Source organism: Archangium sp. (assembly GCF_036389735.1).
In the GTDB taxonomy this organism is placed as follows: Bacteria; Myxococcota; Myxococcia; order Myxococcales; family Myxococcaceae; genus Archangium.
Window position 1 is genome coordinate 1 of sequence record NZ_DASVWK010000147.1, and the last position, 17,036, is coordinate 17,036.

Consider the following 17,036-nt stretch of genomic DNA (forward strand, 5'->3'; position numbering starts at 1 on the left):
GCCCGTACCCCGGCGGGCCGTCCGCGAGCCATCATCTCTTCGTCTCTCCTCATGGGACGCCCAGATTATGCGCTGCGGAGGGCGGGCAAACCGTACGGCGCGGCAGGAGCGTGACTCACACGGTGCGGTCATCAGTCGGACTCATGGCCCGAATTCGGGAATCACATTTCCTGTACGCTTCCAGGGTGCGTCGCGGGGCCATGCGGGACACAGTGAGTCGCGGGCCTCTCTTGAATGGAGGATGTGCCATGGCCGCTGCCCTACGTCTCCCCCCCCCTCGCGGCTCCGTGCGCCAGGGCCTCGTGGTGGGAGTGCTGGCGCTCATCGTGGCGGAGGTGGTGGTCTTCACGCTGCTGTCGCTGCGGAGCGAGGTGCCGAGGCTGGTGCACCTGGCCGTGGTCGCCGATGTGGTGCTCTTCACCGCGGCGGCGCTGTGGCTGGTGGGCGGGCCGAGGACGGCGGGACTGTCGGCGGGCAAGGCACTGCGCGCCGCGGTGGTGGGCGTGGTGCTCTTCTCGGTGGGCCTGCGGGTGGTGGGAGTGCCCGCGAGCGACCTGCTGCTCGGCCTGGCGCTGGCGGCGGAGGCCACGCTGGCGGCGGTGGTGCTGATGGGGCTGGCGCGGGCGCTGCGGCAGCCGGGCGACACCTGGGTGCGCCTGCGAGAGGCACTGCGCGAGAGTCTCCCCACGCCCGTGGCGGAGGTGGCCTTCGGTGAGGTGCGCCTGATGGGCGCGATGGTGGCGACCTTGCTGCGCCGGCCCCTGCTCGCGCCCGAGCCCTCGTCCACCGTCTTCGTCCCCATGGCCGCCAGTCGCACCGGGTGGCTGATTCCAGTCGTCATCCTCGCCATGGTGGTGGAGGGAACCGCGGTGCACCTGCTGCTGTACGCGCTCGGAGCGCGCAGCGGGTGGCTGCATGGGTTGCTGCTGGCCCTCAATTGCTACACGGTGCTGTGGCTGATGGGGGACCGGCGACTGATGCGACAGTCCGCGCACCGACTGGAGCCGGAGGCCTTGGAGTTGTCACTGGGCCTGCGCTTCTGCGCGCGGATTCCCTACCAGAAGCTGGCCCGCGTGCTGCCACTGCGCACGGACGCGGAGCGGCGCTCGGTGCAGCCGCGCGGCGGGAAGAAGAACCCGAGCGTGACGCCCTTCGAGGAGCCCAACGTGCACCTGTGCCTGCACGAGCCGGTGAGCGCCACCCTCTTCTTCGGCATCACCCGGCAGGTGGAGCACCTGGACCTCTTCGTCGAGCGCCCCGAGGAGTTCATCGCCGCGCTCACCGAGCGCACCCAGGCGCGGTAGCACCGAGTGAGGGTGTCGAACTCCGGCGCACAGCCGTGGTTCCCGCTGAAGCTTCACGCCCTGCGTGCTATGAAGCCGGCCCTCGCTCACTTGCCTGGGCCGGAGGCTGACGGCTCGTGGTCGACGCAGGACCTGCGCGCGACAGGCCGCGCGCATTCACCTTCCTCACAGGAGGCATCGTGGAACGGACCCCCTTCGGTACGGCCCCTGGCGGACAGCCCGTCGACGTCTACACCCTCACCAACAGGCGGGGGGTAGAGGCGCGGGTCACCAACTACGGCGGAATCATCCTCAGCCTGCGCGTGCCGGACCGGCATGGCCGCTTCGACGACGTGGTGCTGGGCTACGACTCGTTGGCGGGCTACCTGGCGGAAACCCCCTATTTCGGCGCGCTGATCGGCCGCTACGGCAACCGCATCGCCCGGGGCCGGTTCACGCTCGATGGCCAGCACTACACCCTGGCGACGAACAACGGCGTGAACCACCTGCACGGCGGTCTCAAGGGCTTCGACAAGGTGGTGTGGACCGCGGAGCCGTTCGAGAACGACCAGGGCATGGGCCTCGTCCTCACCTACGTCAGCCCCGACGGCGAGGAGGGCTACCCGGGGACCTTGACCGCGAGGGTCACCTATACGCTGACCAACGATAACGAGCTCGTCTTCGACTACCACGCCACCACCGACAAGGCGACGCCGGTCAACCTCACGCAACACAGCTATTTCAACCTGGCCGGCGACGGGAAGGGCGACATCCTGGGCCATGTCGTCACCTTCAACGCGGACCGCTTCGTCCCGATCGATCCGACGTCCATCCCCCTCGGCGAGCTCCGCGATGTCACGGGCACACCATTCGACTTCAGGCGGCCCACGACCATCGGCGCGCGCATCCGCCAGGAGGACGAGCAGCTGCGCAACGGGCTGGGCTATGACCACAGCCTCGTGCTCGACAAGGGCGGCAAGGCCGGCGCGCTGACGCTGGCCGCGCACGTCCTGGAGCCCACCACCGGTCGCGTGATGGAGATCCACACCACCGAGCCGGGCATGCAGTTCTACTCCGGCAACTTCCTCGACGGCACGCTCAAGGGGAAGAAGGGCGCGGTCTACCACCACCGCTTCGGCTTCGCGATGGAGACCCAGCACCTGCCGGACTCGCCCAACCAGCCGAGCTTCCCCTCGACGATTCTGCGCCCCGGCGAGCACTACCGCTCGCGCTCCGTCTACAAATTCTCCGTCGCGGGTGCGTGAACCTTCCCGGCGAGCATGAATCCGATCACGCTCGCTTCAGCAACTTGACCAACTCCTGGGCAACGCGCTTGGAAGAGCGGGGGTTCTGTCCGGTGACGAGCCGCTCCCCCACCTCGACATGGGCGGTGAACGGAAGGCCGCGTCGGTAGAGCGCACCGCGCTTCTTCATCTCGTCCTCGGTGAGGAACGGAACCTTCGAAGAGAGCCCCATCAGGCGCTCTTCGATATTGGCGAACCCGGTGACCGGCTTGCCTTGGAGCAGGTACTCGCCGGTCGACAACTTGATGTTCAGGAGTCCGGTGACGCCATGGCAGACCGCCGCCACCGGGCGGCCTTGCTCATAGAGACGAGCAGCAACCTCGGCGAGCTTCTCGTTGCCCGGAAAGTCCCACATCGTTCCGTGCCCGCCGACGTAATAGATCGCCGCGTAGTCCTCGGGTCGTACGTCCTCGGGTCGAAGCGTGTTCTCGAGCTTTTCCTTCAGCGCCGGGTCGCGCAGCAGCGCCGCGTATCCGCCATCCCACGACTGATAGCCGCTGACACTCTTCTGGTCGATCGGCGCCGGCCCTCCAAGAGGACTCACCATGTCGAAGTCGTAGCCTTCCTCGCGGAGCACTTCGCAAAAGTGCGAGACCTCTCCGGCCCAGTAGCCGGTTTCCCGCCCGGCTTCGCTCCACTCCCGGTGGCTGGTGACGACAACGAGGATCCTCTTGGAGGCAGCGTTCACGAGAAACGTTCCTCGACGAGGAACGGATCGCAGGGGCGGCCCTCGAGGTCACGGAAGGCGACATGGCGTTGGATGGCCTTCCGCTGGTCTCCATCCTTTCCGTACTCGGTGCCGTTGCGCCACACGTGCAGGTACATCGCGTAGACGCCCTCCCCCAGCCGCACGAGCGAGGGGTGACCCGGGCCGTTCCATTGCCCTCCGAGCGCCCGGCTCTCGCTGTCGATCAAGAGCCGCTCGTCCATCACCTTGTTCTCGAGCAGGTCGAGCCTCGCGATGTACGTGCGGTACTCGGAGTTACCGAAGAAGCCGGCGCTGTAGACGAGGTGGGACTGGCCATTCTCGTTCACCACGAACTGGCCTTCGATCAGACCGTCATGATGCGGCCCATTGGTGAGCAGGACCTTCGCCTGACCCAGCAACGTGATGCGCCCGTCGGCCTCCTGCCTGAACTCGTGGGACAGGATGGGCGTGGAAGCCTTGCGCCGCTCCTGGGTCACCGGGTCCTTCCACTGCAACCCGTTCCCATCCACCTTGGTGAGCAGGAACGTGCGCTCCTTGCCCTCCGCGTCGAGGGTCGCGGCCACGTGGCTGTCGATCATTCCGACCACGGGGTTCTCGCCAACGGGTCCCCCCGGGTAGTCGGGAGCCAGGTCCTTCACGCGGACGTTGATGTCCAGGAAGCCGTGGTCCGTCCACTCGCCGTCGATGACGGAGGCGGTGGCGTAGGCGGAGCGCAGGATGCCGGCGCGATCTCTCGCGGTGTAGTGCAGCGTGAGCAGGCCGTTGCGCACGTCGATCTCGGGGGCCCATCGCGCCACGACGAGGTCCCTGGGAAGGTCGGGCGAGAGCGGATCCAGTTCGCCAGCGTTCCACCACGCGGGGAGCTTCCCCTCGGGGAAGATGGCGCAGTGCTTGCCCTCCACCATGTGCGGCACCCAGGTGCCTCCCACGAAGCGATACAGCCGGAAGGCGAACGGCTGGTCGTTGGTGGTCGCGATCAGCCAGAGGCCCGCGGTGCGCGCGCCACCGGGGCTGTTCGCGGTCAGCCGCAGCACGAAGGGATCGGGCATGGGCTCGTTGATGAGCGGCTCGGGAACCCGCTGCAGGTTCGCGACGATGTCCTTGAGCGTGCGCGACTCATCCGTCGGCACGTCGAAGAGACCCGCCGGATCTCGCACGGTGTTGGAGCGGAGGCGGTTCGACTCGGGAAGCGGGGCCCCCGAGGGGCCACGCGGGGATTCAAGGTCGGAGGAGGAACTCATGTGGGCGCGCAACGCTACCGGAGGGTGTATTCCCAGTTCCAGCACGGTCTGTCCGGGAACCCACCGCCGCTCCCCTGCCCGCCCCATGGCCAGGCAGGAGCTACCTGTGACGGGAGCGGCGCAGGATGGCCGAGGCCGCGCGCTGGGTATCGGCCAGGGCCTTGTTCTGGTCCTTGTTGACGAGCCAGGTCGAGTTCAGCTCGTTGACCAGTAGGTCCATGTGGGCGCGCTGGTACTCGATGGGCGGCAGCGCGGTGGCGATGGTGGCGGTGCGGGTGTACTCCGCCCGGTGCGGCAGGGCCCGCATCTCGGCGCTCTGGAGCACCGAGGCGCGCACCGGCAGGTGCCCGGTCCGGGCCCAGTGGAAGTTGTGGTCATTGAGGAACTTCAAGAAGGCGAGCGCCGCCTTCTGCTTCGCCGCATCGGGCTTCGGCTGCGTTGGCAGCACCCACGTGTGGCTGTCGGACCAGACCGCCTCCTTGCCGTAGAGGCTGGGCATGTCGCGCACGACATACTTCTTGAGGCCCGACTTCGGATCCTTGGCCTGCTCCGCGTAGGTATCGACGCCCCAGGTGCCGTTCACCAGCACCGCCGCCCCGCCGGCGAGGAAGGCCTGCTGCGCCGCGGCATAGTCGTGGTTGCGATTGGCGTGGCCGGCCGCGTAGAGCGCGTTGAGCAGACGCAATGCCTCCTTGCTCTCCTTCGACTCCAGCTGCGCCTTCTTCTCGGCGTCGACGATGTTGCCGCCCTGCTGCCAGACCCAGGAGAGGTACTGCCAGGCCGGCATCGGATCGGCCCCGGAAGGGATGGCGAAGTAGGGCTTGCCGGTCTTGGCCTTCATCGTCTCGGCGTGCTGGAGCAGCTCGGCCGGGCTGGTGGGCATCTTCGGCTGGCCGTTGGCGTCGACGAGCCCCGCCTTGGCGAACAGGTCGGCGTTGACGTGCCAGAGCAGGGAGTGCACGTCGAACGGCAGGGCCCAGACCTCGCCCTTGTAGGTGACGGCGTCGCGAGCCACCGGCACGAAGTCGGCGGTGTCGATGCCCACCGTGGCGAAGTCCTTGCCGAGCGGCTGGAGGAGGTTGCGCAGCAGGTAGTTCGGCAGGACGCTGCGGTGCATGACGGCGATGTCGGGCGGGGTGCGGCCAGCGACATTGGCGCTCAGTCGGTCGTAGTAGACACCCCACTCCACCGACTGCGTCTTGACGGTGATGCCCTCCTTGTTCTCCGCGTTGAACTTGTTGGCCAGCACCTGGATGATGCCGCACTCACCGACCGCCTTCGACAGGTCGGTGACGTTGGCGTACTCGTCGCTGCAGCCGCCGAAGAAGCGGAACAGCGAGATTTCCGTGGCGGCGGACGCGGGGGTGGTGCCGAGGGCCGCGACCAGCAGCGTGGCCGAAAGTAGCGTCTTCACCTTCATGGGGAGCTTCTCCCGCGGCTACTTGCCGCCGCTCATGGTAATGCCTTGCACGATATAGCGTTGGAACACGATGTAGAGGCCGAGCATCGGGGCGCCGGCGAACACGGCCGAGGCCATCAGGAAGCCGAGCCCCTCCGACATCGCGAAGTTGCCCTGGAGCGAGCCGAGGCCGACGCTGAGGGTATACATCTCCGGCTGGGTCGCCGTGACGACCGGCCAGAGGAAGTCGTTCCAGGCGAACAGGAAGGTGAAGATGCCGAGCGTCGTCAGCGCCGGGCGGGACAGCGGCAGCATCACCGACCAGAAGATCTTCAGCCGGCTCGCGTTGTCGAGCTCCGCTGCCTCCTCCAGCTCGCGCGGTACGGCCTTGAAGAACTGGGTCATCATGAACACCCCCACGGGTGCCGCCACGCGGGGGGCGATCAGGGAGAAGTAGGTGTTGTGCAGCTCCCAGTCGGCGAACATGGCGTGCAGCGGCACCAGGATCGCCTGCTCCGGGACCATCAGTCCGGCCATCACCAGCAGGAAGACGGCGCGGCGGCCGGGAAAGGCGATCCGGGCGAAGGCGTAACCGGCGAGCGACGAGAGCACCAGTGTCAGCACCGTCATGCCGATGGCGACGAGCAGGCTGTTGAGCAACCAGCGCGGCGTCAGCGACACCCGCAGCAGGGTGGCGAAATTCTCCAGGGTATGCGGCCACGGCAGGATGCCGTGGGTGGAGCTCACCAACATGGTGTTGGGCTTGAGCGACAGGGCCAGCACCCACAGCATCGGCATCATCCACACGAACGCGGCGACGATCAGCAGGGCGAGGATGAGACGGTCACCAAAGGTCCGGGTCATGGCTTCACTTCTCCTCCTGCCGCGACAGCCGGAGCTGTAGCAACGCCACACAGAACATCAAAGAGAACAGCACCACCGAGACCGAGGAGGCATAGCCGGAACGCCAGTCCCGGAAGCTGGTCTCGTAGATGAGCTGCACCAGCGGCCGGGTGGAGTTGGACGGACCGCCGCGCGTCATCAGCAGCGGCTGACCGAACACCTGGAGATGCATGATGGTCTGTAGCACCACCACGAGCAGCGTCGTGCGTGCCAGCGCCGGCAGGGTGATGTGCCGCAGCACCGTCCAGCGCGATGCGTTGTCGAGCCGGGCGGCCTCGTAGACCTCCGGGGGGATCTGCTGAAGCCCGGCGAGGAAGAGCGCCATCGGAAAGCCGGCGCACCACCACAAGGACGTCACCATCAGCGCCGGCATGGCCCAGTCCTTGTCGGCCAGGAAGGCGATCGGCTCCAGCCCCACGGTGCGCAACCCGTTCGCGATCAGCCCCCGGTCGGGGTTGAGCACCATCGACCACACCAGCGTGACCACCGTGACCGAGAAGATGCTGGAAGCGAAGAAGATCGCTCGCAGCGCGCCATAGAGCCGCAGCGGGCGGTTGAGCGCCAGGGCCAGGGTCAGTCCGAGCAGAGTGGCCGCCGGCGCCGTCATGGCGGCGAACTGCAGGGTGCGCTTGAACGCCTCCCAGAAGTACGGGTCCTCCCACAGCTCCTGGTAGTTCAGCAAGCCGATGTACTGCCGGTAGTTCCCGACGATCTCCCAGTCGTGCAGGCTCATCCACAGGCCGAGGCCGAAGGGGTAGATCAGGAAGACGGCGTAGAACCCGAGGAAGGGCGCCAGGAAGGCATAGCCGGAGATGGCGTCGCGGTACCGCGTCAGCCAGCTCATGGCACGCTCCCTCGCAGCGCCACCCCATCCGCGCCGAAGAGCCGGCCATGGCCGGGTTCGAGCGCCAGGGTCACGGTCTCGCCCAGGCGGACCGAGCTGTCGCCCGTGTCGGTGGCGATGAGCGTGGAGCCGTCGGCACCCGTGACATGCAGCAGCGTCTCGCGACCCAGCCGCTCGATCGCCCTGGCCTGGCCACGGAAGATGCCCTCGCCCGCGGTCGGCCGCAGATGCTCGGGCCGGACTCCGAAGGTGACCGGCGCGCCCGCGGTCAGCGCGCTGCCATTCACCGCGACCTCGGCCCTGCCACCAGGCAGGGAGACCTCCACCCGGCCCGGGCTGGCGGCAACCACCCGGGTCTCGAGCAGATTCATCTTCGGTGCGCCGATGAAGCCGGCGACGAAGGTGTTCGCGGGCGTCCGGTAGACCTCGAGCGGCGTGCCCACCTGCTCGATCCGCCCGTCGCGGAAGACGACGATGCGGTCGGCCATGGTCATCGCCTCGACCTGGTCGTGCGTGACATAGACGGAGGTGGCGTCCAGCCGCTGGTGCAGCTCCACCAGCTCGACCCGCATCTGCACCCGCAGCGCCGCGTCCAGGTTGGAGAGCGGCTCATCGAACAGGAAGACGTCGGGGCGGCGGACGATGGCGCGGCCGATGGCGATGCGCTGGCGCTGGCCACCGGACATCTCCGCGGGGCGGCGAGCCAGCAGGTGCTCGATCTGCAGCGTCTTCGCGGCGTGGCTGACGCGCTCGGTGATCTCGGCGCGCGGCGTGCCAATGTTGCGCAGGCCGAAGGTCATGTTCTCGGCCGCCGTCATGTGCGGATAGAGGGCGTAGTTCTGGAAGACCATGGCCACTCCGCGATCGCCGGGCGGCGTGTCGTTGACCCGGCGCCCGCCGATGAGGATCTCGCCACCGCTGATCTGCTCCAGCCCGGCGATCATTCGCAGCAAGGTGGACTTGCCGCACCCCGAGGGGCCGACGAAGACGATGAACTCCCGGTGCCTCAGCTCGAGCGAGACATCATGGATCACCGCCTGGGCGCCATAGCGCTTCCGCACATCCCGGAGCATCACATCAGCCATCGGTCACATTCCTGGGGGGCCAGAGCCGCGGTGGGCGGCGCTGGAGGTATGGGTCGCCAAAGACCTCGTCTTGACGCCAAGTCTCGCCGAAGCTCGCGCGAACGTATAGACCTTCTCGAATGAAAGCCCTCCGCTTCCTCGCCAGCGTCGCCTCCGCCTGCGCCGCCGAGCGCCTCGCCGCGCCGAGGCCCCCGGCTTCCCCTCAATAGTCCGGCTTCAGCAGTCCCTCGATGACGTGGTGCTGAAGGACGAACTTCAGGCTATCCACGAGCCGGTAGGTGAGGTGATCGCGCACGCGCGGCGGAAGCGATTCCGCGTAGCTCCGGGTGATCTGAAGATCGTGATGATTGGCGTTGGTCGCATCCGGCGCATCGACACCGACGACCAGCACCGGCCGCGCCTGGTTCGAGCGGTTGGCGGTCCCCCGGTGGATGGTGAGCGCCGAACGGGCCGAGATGTCGCCCATCTGCGGGATCTTCTGCACCATGCGCTCGCGATAGCGCGGATAAAGCTCCTTCGGCGGGAACATGCCCTTGGGATAGGCGCTGAGATCGTCCCACTGCGTGCCGAGCGCGACCTCGAACGGACCCATTTCGACGACCGTGTCCACCGCCGTCAGGTTGAACGCGAGCGAGTTCAGCCGGCGTCCTTTCAGCGTCGCTTCGGGAGACGGGAAGTCGCGGTGCCAAGGCTGGTCGGCGGCGCCTGGGAAGGGGATGTCGAAGCCCACTTCGACGATTTTGTAATCCGGCCCGAGCACGGCCTCGCAGACGGCGACGAACCAGGGATGCGTCACGATGTCGACGAAGCCGCGGATGCGCTCCGGGTGGACCTCCACATAATAACGCTCCGGCCCCCGAGGCAACGCTCCGCCGGGCACCTGGCGCGCTTCCGCGAACAGCAGATCGATGTCTTCGCGCATCCGCTCGACCCACTGGCGGCTGAAGGCGCCCTTGAGGCCGATGATGCCGTCGCCGTAGAGGCCGCGCATGATGTCGGCGGTGTCGTAGCGTTGTTGCTCCAGGACCGGGGATGTGCTCATGAGGAGTCTCGCGGGATCGGGGAACGGGTTGAAGCTAGTGACTTTGGAGAGACAATGACGCTTATATCGCGTCGGATGAGGTTTCTGCCGCTCATCCTGCTCTGCGCTGTGCTCACCGCCGCCTCCTACACCAACCCGGTCTTCGACGAAGACTTCCCGGACCCCACGCTCATTGATGCCGGCGACGGGTGGTTCTACGCCTACGCCACGCAAGGGGACGTCGCCGGCCGGGTGCAGAACATCCAGGTCGCCCGCTCGCGCGACCTCGTGCGCTGGGAGCGCGTGGGGGACGCGCTGCCCGTGAAACCCACCTGGGCCTCGCAGACCCAGCTCTTCTGGGCGCCGGACGTCCACCGTCGCGGCCGAACCTTCTACCTGTACTACTCGGCCGGCCTCGATCCCGACCGCGCGGCTCGATTCAAGAAGGAGCAGGGCGCGGCGGACAGCAAGGAGGGCGTCTTCTGCCTGGGCGTCGCCACTTCGTCCAGGCCCGAAGGCCCGTTCCGCGACAGCGGGCGTCCTCTTCAATGCGGACTTTCCTTCGTCAACATCGACCCGATGGCCTTCGACGACCCGCGCACGGGGAAGAAGTACCTCTATTGGGGCTCGGGCTTCCAGCCCATCCGCGTGCGGGAGCTGGCGGCGGACCGGCTGAGCTTCAAGAAGGGCAGCGCGCCGGTCGAGCTGGTGAGGGCGGACAAGAACATCCCCTTCCAGAGCCTGATCGAAGGCGCGTGGGTCCTCTACCGCGACGGCTACTACTACCTCTTCTACTCGGGCGAGAACTGCTGCCACGGTCCGCTGCAGGAGATCAAGTACGCCACGATGGTCGCGCGCTCCCGCAGCGCCACCGGCCCCTTCGAGACGCTGGCGCAGGCGACGGGCGCGCCCGACAGCGCCATCCTGCGCCGGAGCGACGCGTGGATAGGGCCGGGCCACAACTCGGTCGTCACCGACCGCGAGGGGCAGGAGTGGATCGCCTACCACGCCATCGACGTCAGACGCCCTCACGTCGAGGCGGTCATCAGCGGTGACCGGTCGGTGCGCCGCCCGATGCTGATTGACCGACTGACGTGGCGCGACGGGTGGCCGCGCGTCGAAGGCGGGACGCCTTCGGCGGGGCCCGCGACCGCGCCCACCCATGCTCCGGAAGTGAGAAAGCGATGATGAGGGAAGGAAAGCAACAGCTGGCCTCGAACACCGTTCACACGGCGCTCGCACTCCTCGTGTCCGTCGCGCTGGCCCTCTGTGCCACGCGCGCGTCGGCGCAGGCGGGCGGCCCCGCGCCCGCGCCCTCCCCCCAGGCGGTGGCGCAGGTCGCCGTCCCTCGGGCCGAGCACCCGCGGCCGGACTTCGTGCGCGACGACTGGCGGACGCTCAACGGCCGCTGGGAGTTCGAGTTCGACGACGAAGACCGCGGGCTGGCGGAGCGCTGGTACGCGCCCGGCTCACACCGCTTCACGAAGACGATCATCGTGCCGTTCGCCTTCCAGACCCGCTTGAGCGGCATCGGCGACACCTCCATGCACGACGTCGTCTGGTACAGGCGCGCCCTGGACATCCCCGAAGCCTTCCGGCGCGGCGGGCGCCGCCTCGTGCTCCACTTCGGCGCGGTGGACTACGAGGCGAGGGTGTGGGTCAACGGCGAGCTGGCCGGCGCGCACCGCGGCGGTCACGTCGGCTTCGAGCTCGACGTGACCGACCTGCTCAAGCCCGAGGGCAACGAGGTGGTCGTGCGCGTCCACGACCCCTCGACCGACCGCACCCTCCCGCGTGGCAAGCAGTTCTGGGAGCCCAAGTCGGAGGGCATCTGGTACACGCGCACCACCGGCATCTGGCAGCCCGTCTGGATTGAGTCGGTTGACGCCTCGCACGTCCTCCGCCTGAGAGTGACGCCGGACGTGGACAACTCGCGGGTCGCCATCGAGGCGGTCCTGAACCGCCCCGCGCCGGGCTCGCGCCTGCGCACCACCGTCTCGCTCAAGGGCAAGCTCCAGGCGCAGTCCGAGGTGACCTCGACGAACACCCGCCCCCTCGCCGTCCACAAGCTCACCGACCAGCGACTCTGGTCCCCCTGGGAGCCGACGCTCTACGACCTCACGGTCGAGCTCGTCGCGGCGGATGGGCGCGTACTCGACCGCGTCGCGAGCTACTTCGGCCAGCGCAAGGTCAGCACCCACGAGGGGCGCGTCTACCTCAACAACTACCCCTACTACCTGCGGCTGGTGCTCGATCAGGGCTACTGGCCCGAGAGTCTGCTGACGCCGCCCTCGGACGAGGCGATGCTGTTCGACATCCGCACCGCGAAGGCCATGGGGTTCAACGGCGCGCGCAAGCACCAGAAGGTGGAAGATCCCCGCTGGCTCTACTGGGCCGACCGCGAGGGCTACTTCGTCTGGGGCGAGATGGCGAACGCGCAGGACTACTCGGACGAGTACGTCGCGCGCTTCACGGACGAGTGGCAGCAGGTCGTGGCGCGCGACTACAACCACCCCTCGATCATCGTCTGGGTGCCGCTCAACGAGTCGTGGGGCGTGCTCGAGATCTTCACCCACCGGCAGCAGCAGGAGCACGCCAAGGCGATGTACTACCTCCTGCGCTCGCTCGACCCGACGCGGCTCGTCATCGACAACGACGGGTGGGAGCACACCGACGCCACCGACCTCTTCGCCCTCCACGACTACGCGCGCACGGGCGAGGAGCTGGCCGCGAAGTATAAAATCCTGGAGACCGACACGACCCGCATCCCGCGCAACGCGCGCGACGCGCTCGCCACGAGCTACCGGTACAACGGCTCGCCGCTGCTGCTCACGGAGTTCGGCGGCATCGCCTACCGCGCGGGCGGGCCGCGGGCGCGGAACGAGTGGGGCTACTCCGGGATCGAGCCGACCAGGGAGGCCCTGCTCAAGCGGCTGGACGGCCTTGTCGGGGCCATCGTCTCGAACAAGGCGTGGGCCGGCTTCTGCTACACGCAGCTGACGGACGTCGAGCAGGAAATCAACGGGCTCCTGACCTATGACCGCAAGCCGAAGGCCACGCCCGAAGAGCTCAAGAAGATTTTCGAGCAGCGGTAGACGTGGACGTCCGGAAGCCGATTCCCGTGTCGGCTTTTCGACGCTGACAACCACGCCAATTTTCTCGACAAACCCAACAGGGTCGGTGTCAGAGTATTTGATTGAACAAACGAATCACCCCCCCTCTTCCCCCCACTCGTGAGTTCGAATCCATGACACGTCCCGCTGTCGTCTCCCTGTTCCGTGCACCCTGGCGAGTGTGTGTGTCGCTGTTCGTCATGATGCTGTCGGCCGTGCCCTCGTCGGCGCACGCGAGCCTGCTGGCGGATCGCCTGGAGATCTCCATGTACGGCCGCATGGGGCTGGCCTGGACGCCCACGTCCGGCAGGTTCATCATGGGCCGGTCGATGAACCTGACGGGGAGCTCCATCGGCGGACGTTTCGAGGAAGGCGACTATCTCGAGCCCACCATCCGGTTGCACATCCTCGAGAAGAAGGAGGGGCCGGAAGCTCCCTATGTGGACATGGTGATGACGCCCGCCATGTTCGCTTCCAACGGCCTGTTCGCGGGCATCTTCAGCACGCGCTTCTCGGACCCGCTGTCCATCGAGCTGTTCCAGGCCTACGTGGAGTCCGGGAACGTGCTGCTGCCGGGCCTGCGGGTGTGGGGCGGCGCCCGCTTCTACCGTGGCACGGACGTGCACATCGCGGACTACTACTACTTCAACAACTTGAGCGGTCAGGGCGGCGGCGTGGCGTACGGCCCGCTGGATCTCGCGGTGCTCATGCAGACCTCGCGCACCAGCCCCCAGTACAACTTCGACGTGGACGGCAACGGCAGCTCGGACCTCCGCCGCCAGCGCTCCGTGTTCGTGGCGCAGTACGTTCACAAGCTGGAGGGAGGGCACTCGTTCCACGGGTTGGCGGAGTTCCACCTGCTGCCGGGCGCGAGGATGAATCTGGCGGACGGGACGCAGGTGGGCTTCCGCTCCGACCACGGCTGGGTGGCGGGCGTGAAGGCGCACCTGGACCTGGGCAACGGGAGCTTCAATGACGTGTCCGTGCGCTACGGCAGCCGCATCGCCAACGGAGGCCGGGGGGGCGGGCAGTCGTGGGACACCGTCGGCCTGCCGGACCTCCGGGGCCTGTACACCGACGCGGCCAGCGTGTCGGCCGTGGACCACTTCCTCTACAACTTCGGCTCCGCCTTCAGCCTCAACGCGTACGGCATCCTCCACTGGGCGCAGGGCGCGAGCGACACCGCGGCGGACAAGTCGCTGGACTTCGCGGTGGGCGCCCGCGGCACCGTCTACCTGCACGACAACATCCACCTCGTCGGCGAGGCCACCTACCAGGGCCTGATGTCGAGGGGGGAGACGCCCATGGCCACGGCCACGAAGCTGACGATCGCGCCCACCTTCGTTCCCGTGAGCGGGCGCAGCGTCTGGACCCGGCCGCACTTCCGGATCTTCTACACGGCCGCCTTCTATGATGAGGACGCGGTGGCCGCGCTCTCCGCGCCCTACCTCCAGACGGTCGGCCCCTCCTCCATGGCCCACTACCTGGGCGCTCGCGCGGAGTGGTGGTTCTAGGCAGCACCGCAGCCAAGCAAGCAGGCGCTCCCTGCCGGAAGAGTCCTGGCTGACCACGTTCCCGGCCAGTCAGGACCGACTTCTTTCAGGGAGAAAAACATGTCCAGGACCAAGCTCATTCTGTCCGGCATTCTCGCGGGCGCCTTGGCGTTCGGTACCGCGTGCAAGTCGAACAGTGCCGCGGACCGTGGCGAGCCCATGGAGCCGGCGCCGACGCAGACGCCTACCGAGAACCAGGGGGGGACCACGCCCGGGACCACGAATCCAGGGGGCACGGGAGGCGCTGGCGACCAGCACCAGGACTCGGATGTCGCCGACGACTACACGATGCCTCAGGAGGACCGGGCGGGCACCGGTGGCACCGGGTACGAGGATCCCGTGACCCATCCGGACGCCAGCGACTCGAGCGGCTCCAAGCAGGAGCCGGGCACCCAGGAGGACAGCCCCGAGTACCAGGAGGATCCGCAGTAGCGCGTCCTCCACGCCCGGGGCCCGCGACAAGGTCCCGGGGCGTGTGTCCCCTGCCCCGCTACTTGTGGACCTCGATGCTGTCGAGCTCCGCGTAGTAGGTGCCCTTCGTGAACCGGAGGGTGTTCGCGCCAGCGTTCAGGTTGACGTTGGCCGTCGTCACCGTCCAGATGTCCCAGCCCGTCTTCGCATACGAGAGGGCCGTGCTCGCCCCGCCGTTGACCGACAGGTAGTGGGAGCTCGTCCCGTTGCTCCCGTTGGCGAACCGCACGCGCAGCTTGTACGCGCCGGCCGCGGGGACCGTCACGTTGCGGAACTCCACCCAGGAGTCCGAGTAGTCCATGGCGCCCACGACGCGCTCGCTCGACGCACCGCCCCCGGCGAAGCGCACGGAGGCCCGGTTGAGGGTCGCGTTCTCGGCCTCGTACTTGTTGAGCTCCACGTAGTCGAGCTCCGCGTAGTTGGTGCCCTTCGTGAACCGGAGCGTGTTGTCCCCGGCCTTGAGGGTGACGAGGAGGGTGACGCTGGTCCAGACATCCCAGCCCGTGTGGGGGTAGGTGATGGCCGTGGCGGCGCCCCCGTTCACCGAGACGTTGTGGGTGCTGCTGGTCCCCGAGCCGTTCGCGAACCGGACGGTCAGCGCGTACGAGCCGGCCGATGGAGCCCAGAGCCGGGAGAACTCCACCCAGGAGTCGGAGTAGTCGATGGCGCCGACGACCTGGCCGTTGGAGGCCCCGCCCACGGCGGTGCGCGCGGTGGCGAGATTGATGCTGGCGCTCTCGGCCTCGTACCGGCTCGAGCCGAGCCGCTCCCCCGCGGGTAGCGCCAGCGCCGTGCTGGTGGCGGTGGGCGTACCGAAGTTCGGGCTGCCATCGGCGTTCCAGGTGAAGCGCTGCGCGCGGAGGCTGCGCCCGTCCCAGCCGCTGCGCGCCGTCTGGTTGGCGTGGTAGACGAGCCAATCCTGCGTCCCGTCCGGCGAGGTGACGAACGTGTTGTGCCCGGGGCCGTACGCGGTGGCCACCTTCGAGAAGACACAGCCGTTCGACTTCGTCCACGAGGCGGGCTGAAGGAGGCTGCTCGCGCTGGAGGCCGTCAACATCCCGAGGCAGTAGTCATCCGTCCAGCTCCCGCTCGCCGAGTAGATGACGAAGACCTTCCCGTTGCGCTGGAGCACCTGGGGCCCCTCGTTGATGTAGGGCGGGCCGCCATTGCGCTCCCAGGTGCCCAGGGGCGAGGAGATCAGCACGCGCTCGCCGCTGATGGTGTACGGATTGCTCATCGGCGCGATGTAGATGTTCTGCTGGACGTTCGTGAAGCCATCCCAGCCGGACCAGAGGAAGTACAGCGAGGTGCCCACCTGGAGGACGGTGCCGTCGATGGCCCAGCGGTCGGTGGGCGCGGCGATCTTCCCTCGGAGCGTGTAGGCGCCCTGGGGATCCAGGCCGTTGCTCTCCAGCACGTACATCCGGTGGTTGTCATTGTTCCCGTCGTCCGCCGCGAAGTAGATATAGAAGCGGCCGTTGAGGAACAGGATCTCCGGAGCCCAGACCTCGCAGCACAGCGGGCCGGTGGTGGCGGGACGGGTCCACACGGTGACCTTCGTGCCCGAGGCCAGCCCCGTCAGCGTGCGCGACTTCGTGACGGCGAGGGCCGTGCTGCTGTTGATGCTCTGCACCAGGTAGTAGTAGCCGTCGTGCTGGACGATGGACGGGTCCTGCCCCGCCGAGACGATGGGGTTGTAGAACGTCTGCGCGGCCGACCCTCCCGCCAGCAACAGCAGCGCGGTGAGGAGCGGGAGCCGCAGCGTCCCGAGAAGTGCCTGGATGGGGGACTGCATCGATGCCTCCGGTGAGGAGCGGGGACACGTCTGTCCTCGACCTCCCCATCCAGCAGCATAAATCCAGGAAAATCAAGCTGGAGCGGCAAAAACCGTTGCTCCAGGAATCCTCATATGCGGGTCACCCACCCTGCTCATAGAACTCAATGGGCAGGCCATCCGGATCGGCGATGAAGGTGAAGCGCTGGCCGGTGAATTCATCGGTGCGGATCGCCTCGTGGGCAACCTGCTTCCGCCGCAGCCACTCCACCATGGCATCCAAATCCGTGACCGCGAACGCCAGATGGCGCAGGCCAGCGGCCTCGGGATAGGTCA

At 67.6% G+C, this 17,036-nt stretch carries 15 protein-coding genes; 6 read left to right on the forward strand and 9 right to left on the reverse strand.

The features are described 5' to 3' along the window. The first annotated feature begins 248 nt into the window (after positions 1–248). Both VF794_RS05555 and VF794_RS05560 read left to right on the forward strand, forming a co-directional pair. Positions 249–1,304, forward strand: a complete 1,056-nt coding sequence (locus VF794_RS05555; protein WP_331108133.1) for a hypothetical protein — start codon at positions 249–251, stop codon at positions 1,302–1,304. A 179-nt stretch (positions 1,305–1,483) separates the two neighbouring features. Continuing rightward, the gene (locus VF794_RS05560; protein ID WP_331108134.1) at positions 1,484–2,548 is read left to right on the forward strand and encodes an aldose epimerase family protein; all 1,065 of its coding nucleotides are present in this window, start codon (positions 1,484–1,486) and stop codon (positions 2,546–2,548) included. Between the two features lie 25 nt (positions 2,549–2,573). Here VF794_RS05560 and VF794_RS05565 read toward each other — a convergent pair whose 3' ends face one another. The 7 genes from VF794_RS05565 to VF794_RS05595 all read right to left on the reverse strand — a co-directional run bounded on the left by VF794_RS05565 (position 2,574) and on the right by VF794_RS05595 (position 9,810). Beyond that, entirely contained in the window at positions 2,574–3,275 is a 702-nt protein-coding gene (locus VF794_RS05565; RefSeq protein ID WP_331108135.1) for a type 1 glutamine amidotransferase domain-containing protein, read from the reverse strand. Continuing rightward, positions 3,272–4,537: a xylosidase gene (locus VF794_RS05570; protein WP_331108136.1), complete on the reverse strand. Its 1,266-nt coding sequence runs from the start codon at positions 4,535–4,537 to the stop codon at positions 3,272–3,274. Before VF794_RS05570 ends, VF794_RS05565 begins: the two co-directional genes overlap by 4 nt. Positions 4,538–4,637: 100 nt before the next feature. Continuing rightward, positions 4,638–5,957 carry an extracellular solute-binding protein gene (locus tag VF794_RS05575; RefSeq protein WP_331108137.1) on the reverse strand — a complete coding sequence of 440 codons (1,320 nt, stop codon included), beginning with the start codon at positions 5,955–5,957 and terminating at the stop codon, positions 4,638–4,640. Positions 5,958–5,975: 18 nt separating this feature from the next. Further along, on the reverse strand, positions 5,976–6,800 hold the full coding sequence (locus tag VF794_RS05580; protein ID WP_331108138.1) for a carbohydrate ABC transporter permease: 825 nt from the start codon (positions 6,798–6,800) through the stop codon (positions 5,976–5,978). Between the two features lie 4 nt (positions 6,801–6,804). Next, positions 6,805–7,683: a sugar ABC transporter permease gene (locus VF794_RS05585; RefSeq protein WP_331108139.1), complete on the reverse strand. Its 879-nt coding sequence runs from the start codon at positions 7,681–7,683 to the stop codon at positions 6,805–6,807. After that, entirely contained in the window at positions 7,680–8,768 is a 1,089-nt protein-coding gene (locus tag VF794_RS05590; RefSeq protein ID WP_331108140.1) for a sn-glycerol-3-phosphate ABC transporter ATP-binding protein UgpC, read from the reverse strand. The genes VF794_RS05585 and VF794_RS05590 overlap by 4 nt, the downstream gene beginning before the upstream one ends. Positions 8,769–8,970: 202 nt before the next feature. Next, positions 8,971–9,810, reverse strand: coding sequence for a phytanoyl-CoA dioxygenase family protein (locus VF794_RS05595; RefSeq protein ID WP_331108141.1), 840 nt, complete (start codon positions 9,808–9,810; stop codon positions 8,971–8,973). Between the two features lie 54 nt (positions 9,811–9,864). Between VF794_RS05595 and VF794_RS05600 the strand changes: the two genes are divergently transcribed. From VF794_RS05600 to VF794_RS05615, 4 genes are all read left to right on the forward strand, one after another. Next, a complete protein-coding gene (locus VF794_RS05600) occupies positions 9,865–10,977 on the forward strand; it encodes a glycoside hydrolase family 43 protein (RefSeq protein WP_331108142.1) in 1,113 nt (370 codons plus the stop codon). Beyond that, positions 10,974–12,884 (forward strand): glycoside hydrolase family 2 protein, encoded by a 1,911-nt coding sequence (locus tag VF794_RS05605; protein ID WP_331108143.1) that lies wholly within the window; start codon positions 10,974–10,976, stop codon positions 12,882–12,884. Before VF794_RS05600 ends, VF794_RS05605 begins: the two co-directional genes overlap by 4 nt. Positions 12,885–13,087: 203 nt before the next feature. After that, complete coding sequence (locus tag VF794_RS05610) at positions 13,088–14,416, forward strand: carbohydrate porin (protein WP_331108144.1); 1,329 nt, start codon at positions 13,088–13,090, stop codon at positions 14,414–14,416. A gap of 99 nt (positions 14,417–14,515) precedes the next feature. Next, the gene (locus VF794_RS05615) at positions 14,516–14,887 is read left to right on the forward strand and encodes a hypothetical protein (RefSeq protein ID WP_331108145.1); all 372 of its coding nucleotides are present in this window, start codon (positions 14,516–14,518) and stop codon (positions 14,885–14,887) included. Positions 14,888–14,945: 58 nt separating this feature from the next. On the opposite strand, the gene VF794_RS05620 is transcribed toward VF794_RS05615, so the two are convergent. Together VF794_RS05620 and VF794_RS05625 are read right to left on the reverse strand one after the other, a co-directional pair. Beyond that, on the reverse strand, positions 14,946–16,721 hold the full coding sequence (locus VF794_RS05620) for a family 43 glycosylhydrolase (RefSeq protein ID WP_331108146.1): 1,776 nt from the start codon (positions 16,719–16,721) through the stop codon (positions 14,946–14,948). A 121-nt stretch (positions 16,722–16,842) separates the two neighbouring features. Then, positions 16,843–17,036, reverse strand: a 194-nt coding sequence (locus VF794_RS05625; RefSeq protein WP_331108147.1) for a VOC family protein, incomplete at its 5' end; no start/stop codon positions are given.

What these genes read in the sequence shown, in the direction of transcription:
- VF794_RS05555 (WP_331108133.1), top strand. Translation starts at nt 249, where the DNA reads ATGGCCGCTGCCCTACGTCTCCCCCCCCCTCGCGGCTCCGTGCGCCAG.
- VF794_RS05570 (WP_331108136.1), bottom strand. Translation starts at nt 4,537, where the DNA reads ATGAGTTCCTCCTCCGACCTTGAATCCCCGCGTGGCCCCTCGGGGGCC.
- VF794_RS05575 (WP_331108137.1), bottom strand. Translation starts at nt 5,957, where the DNA reads ATGAAGGTGAAGACGCTACTTTCGGCCACGCTGCTGGTCGCGGCCCTC.
- VF794_RS05580 (WP_331108138.1), bottom strand. Translation starts at nt 6,800, where the DNA reads ATGACCCGGACCTTTGGTGACCGTCTCATCCTCGCCCTGCTGATCGTC.
- VF794_RS05585 (WP_331108139.1), bottom strand. Translation starts at nt 7,683, where the DNA reads ATGAGCTGGCTGACGCGGTACCGCGACGCCATCTCCGGCTATGCCTTC.
- VF794_RS05590 (WP_331108140.1), bottom strand. Translation starts at nt 8,768, where the DNA reads ATGGCTGATGTGATGCTCCGGGATGTGCGGAAGCGCTATGGCGCCCAG.
- VF794_RS05595 (WP_331108141.1), bottom strand. Translation starts at nt 9,810, where the DNA reads ATGAGCACATCCCCGGTCCTGGAGCAACAACGCTACGACACCGCCGAC.
- VF794_RS05600 (WP_331108142.1), top strand. Translation starts at nt 9,865, where the DNA reads ATGACGCTTATATCGCGTCGGATGAGGTTTCTGCCGCTCATCCTGCTC.
- VF794_RS05605 (WP_331108143.1), top strand. Translation starts at nt 10,974, where the DNA reads ATGATGAGGGAAGGAAAGCAACAGCTGGCCTCGAACACCGTTCACACG.
- VF794_RS05615 (WP_331108145.1), top strand. Translation starts at nt 14,516, where the DNA reads ATGTCCAGGACCAAGCTCATTCTGTCCGGCATTCTCGCGGGCGCCTTG.
- VF794_RS05620 (WP_331108146.1), bottom strand. Translation starts at nt 16,721, where the DNA reads ATGCAGTCCCCCATCCAGGCACTTCTCGGGACGCTGCGGCTCCCGCTC.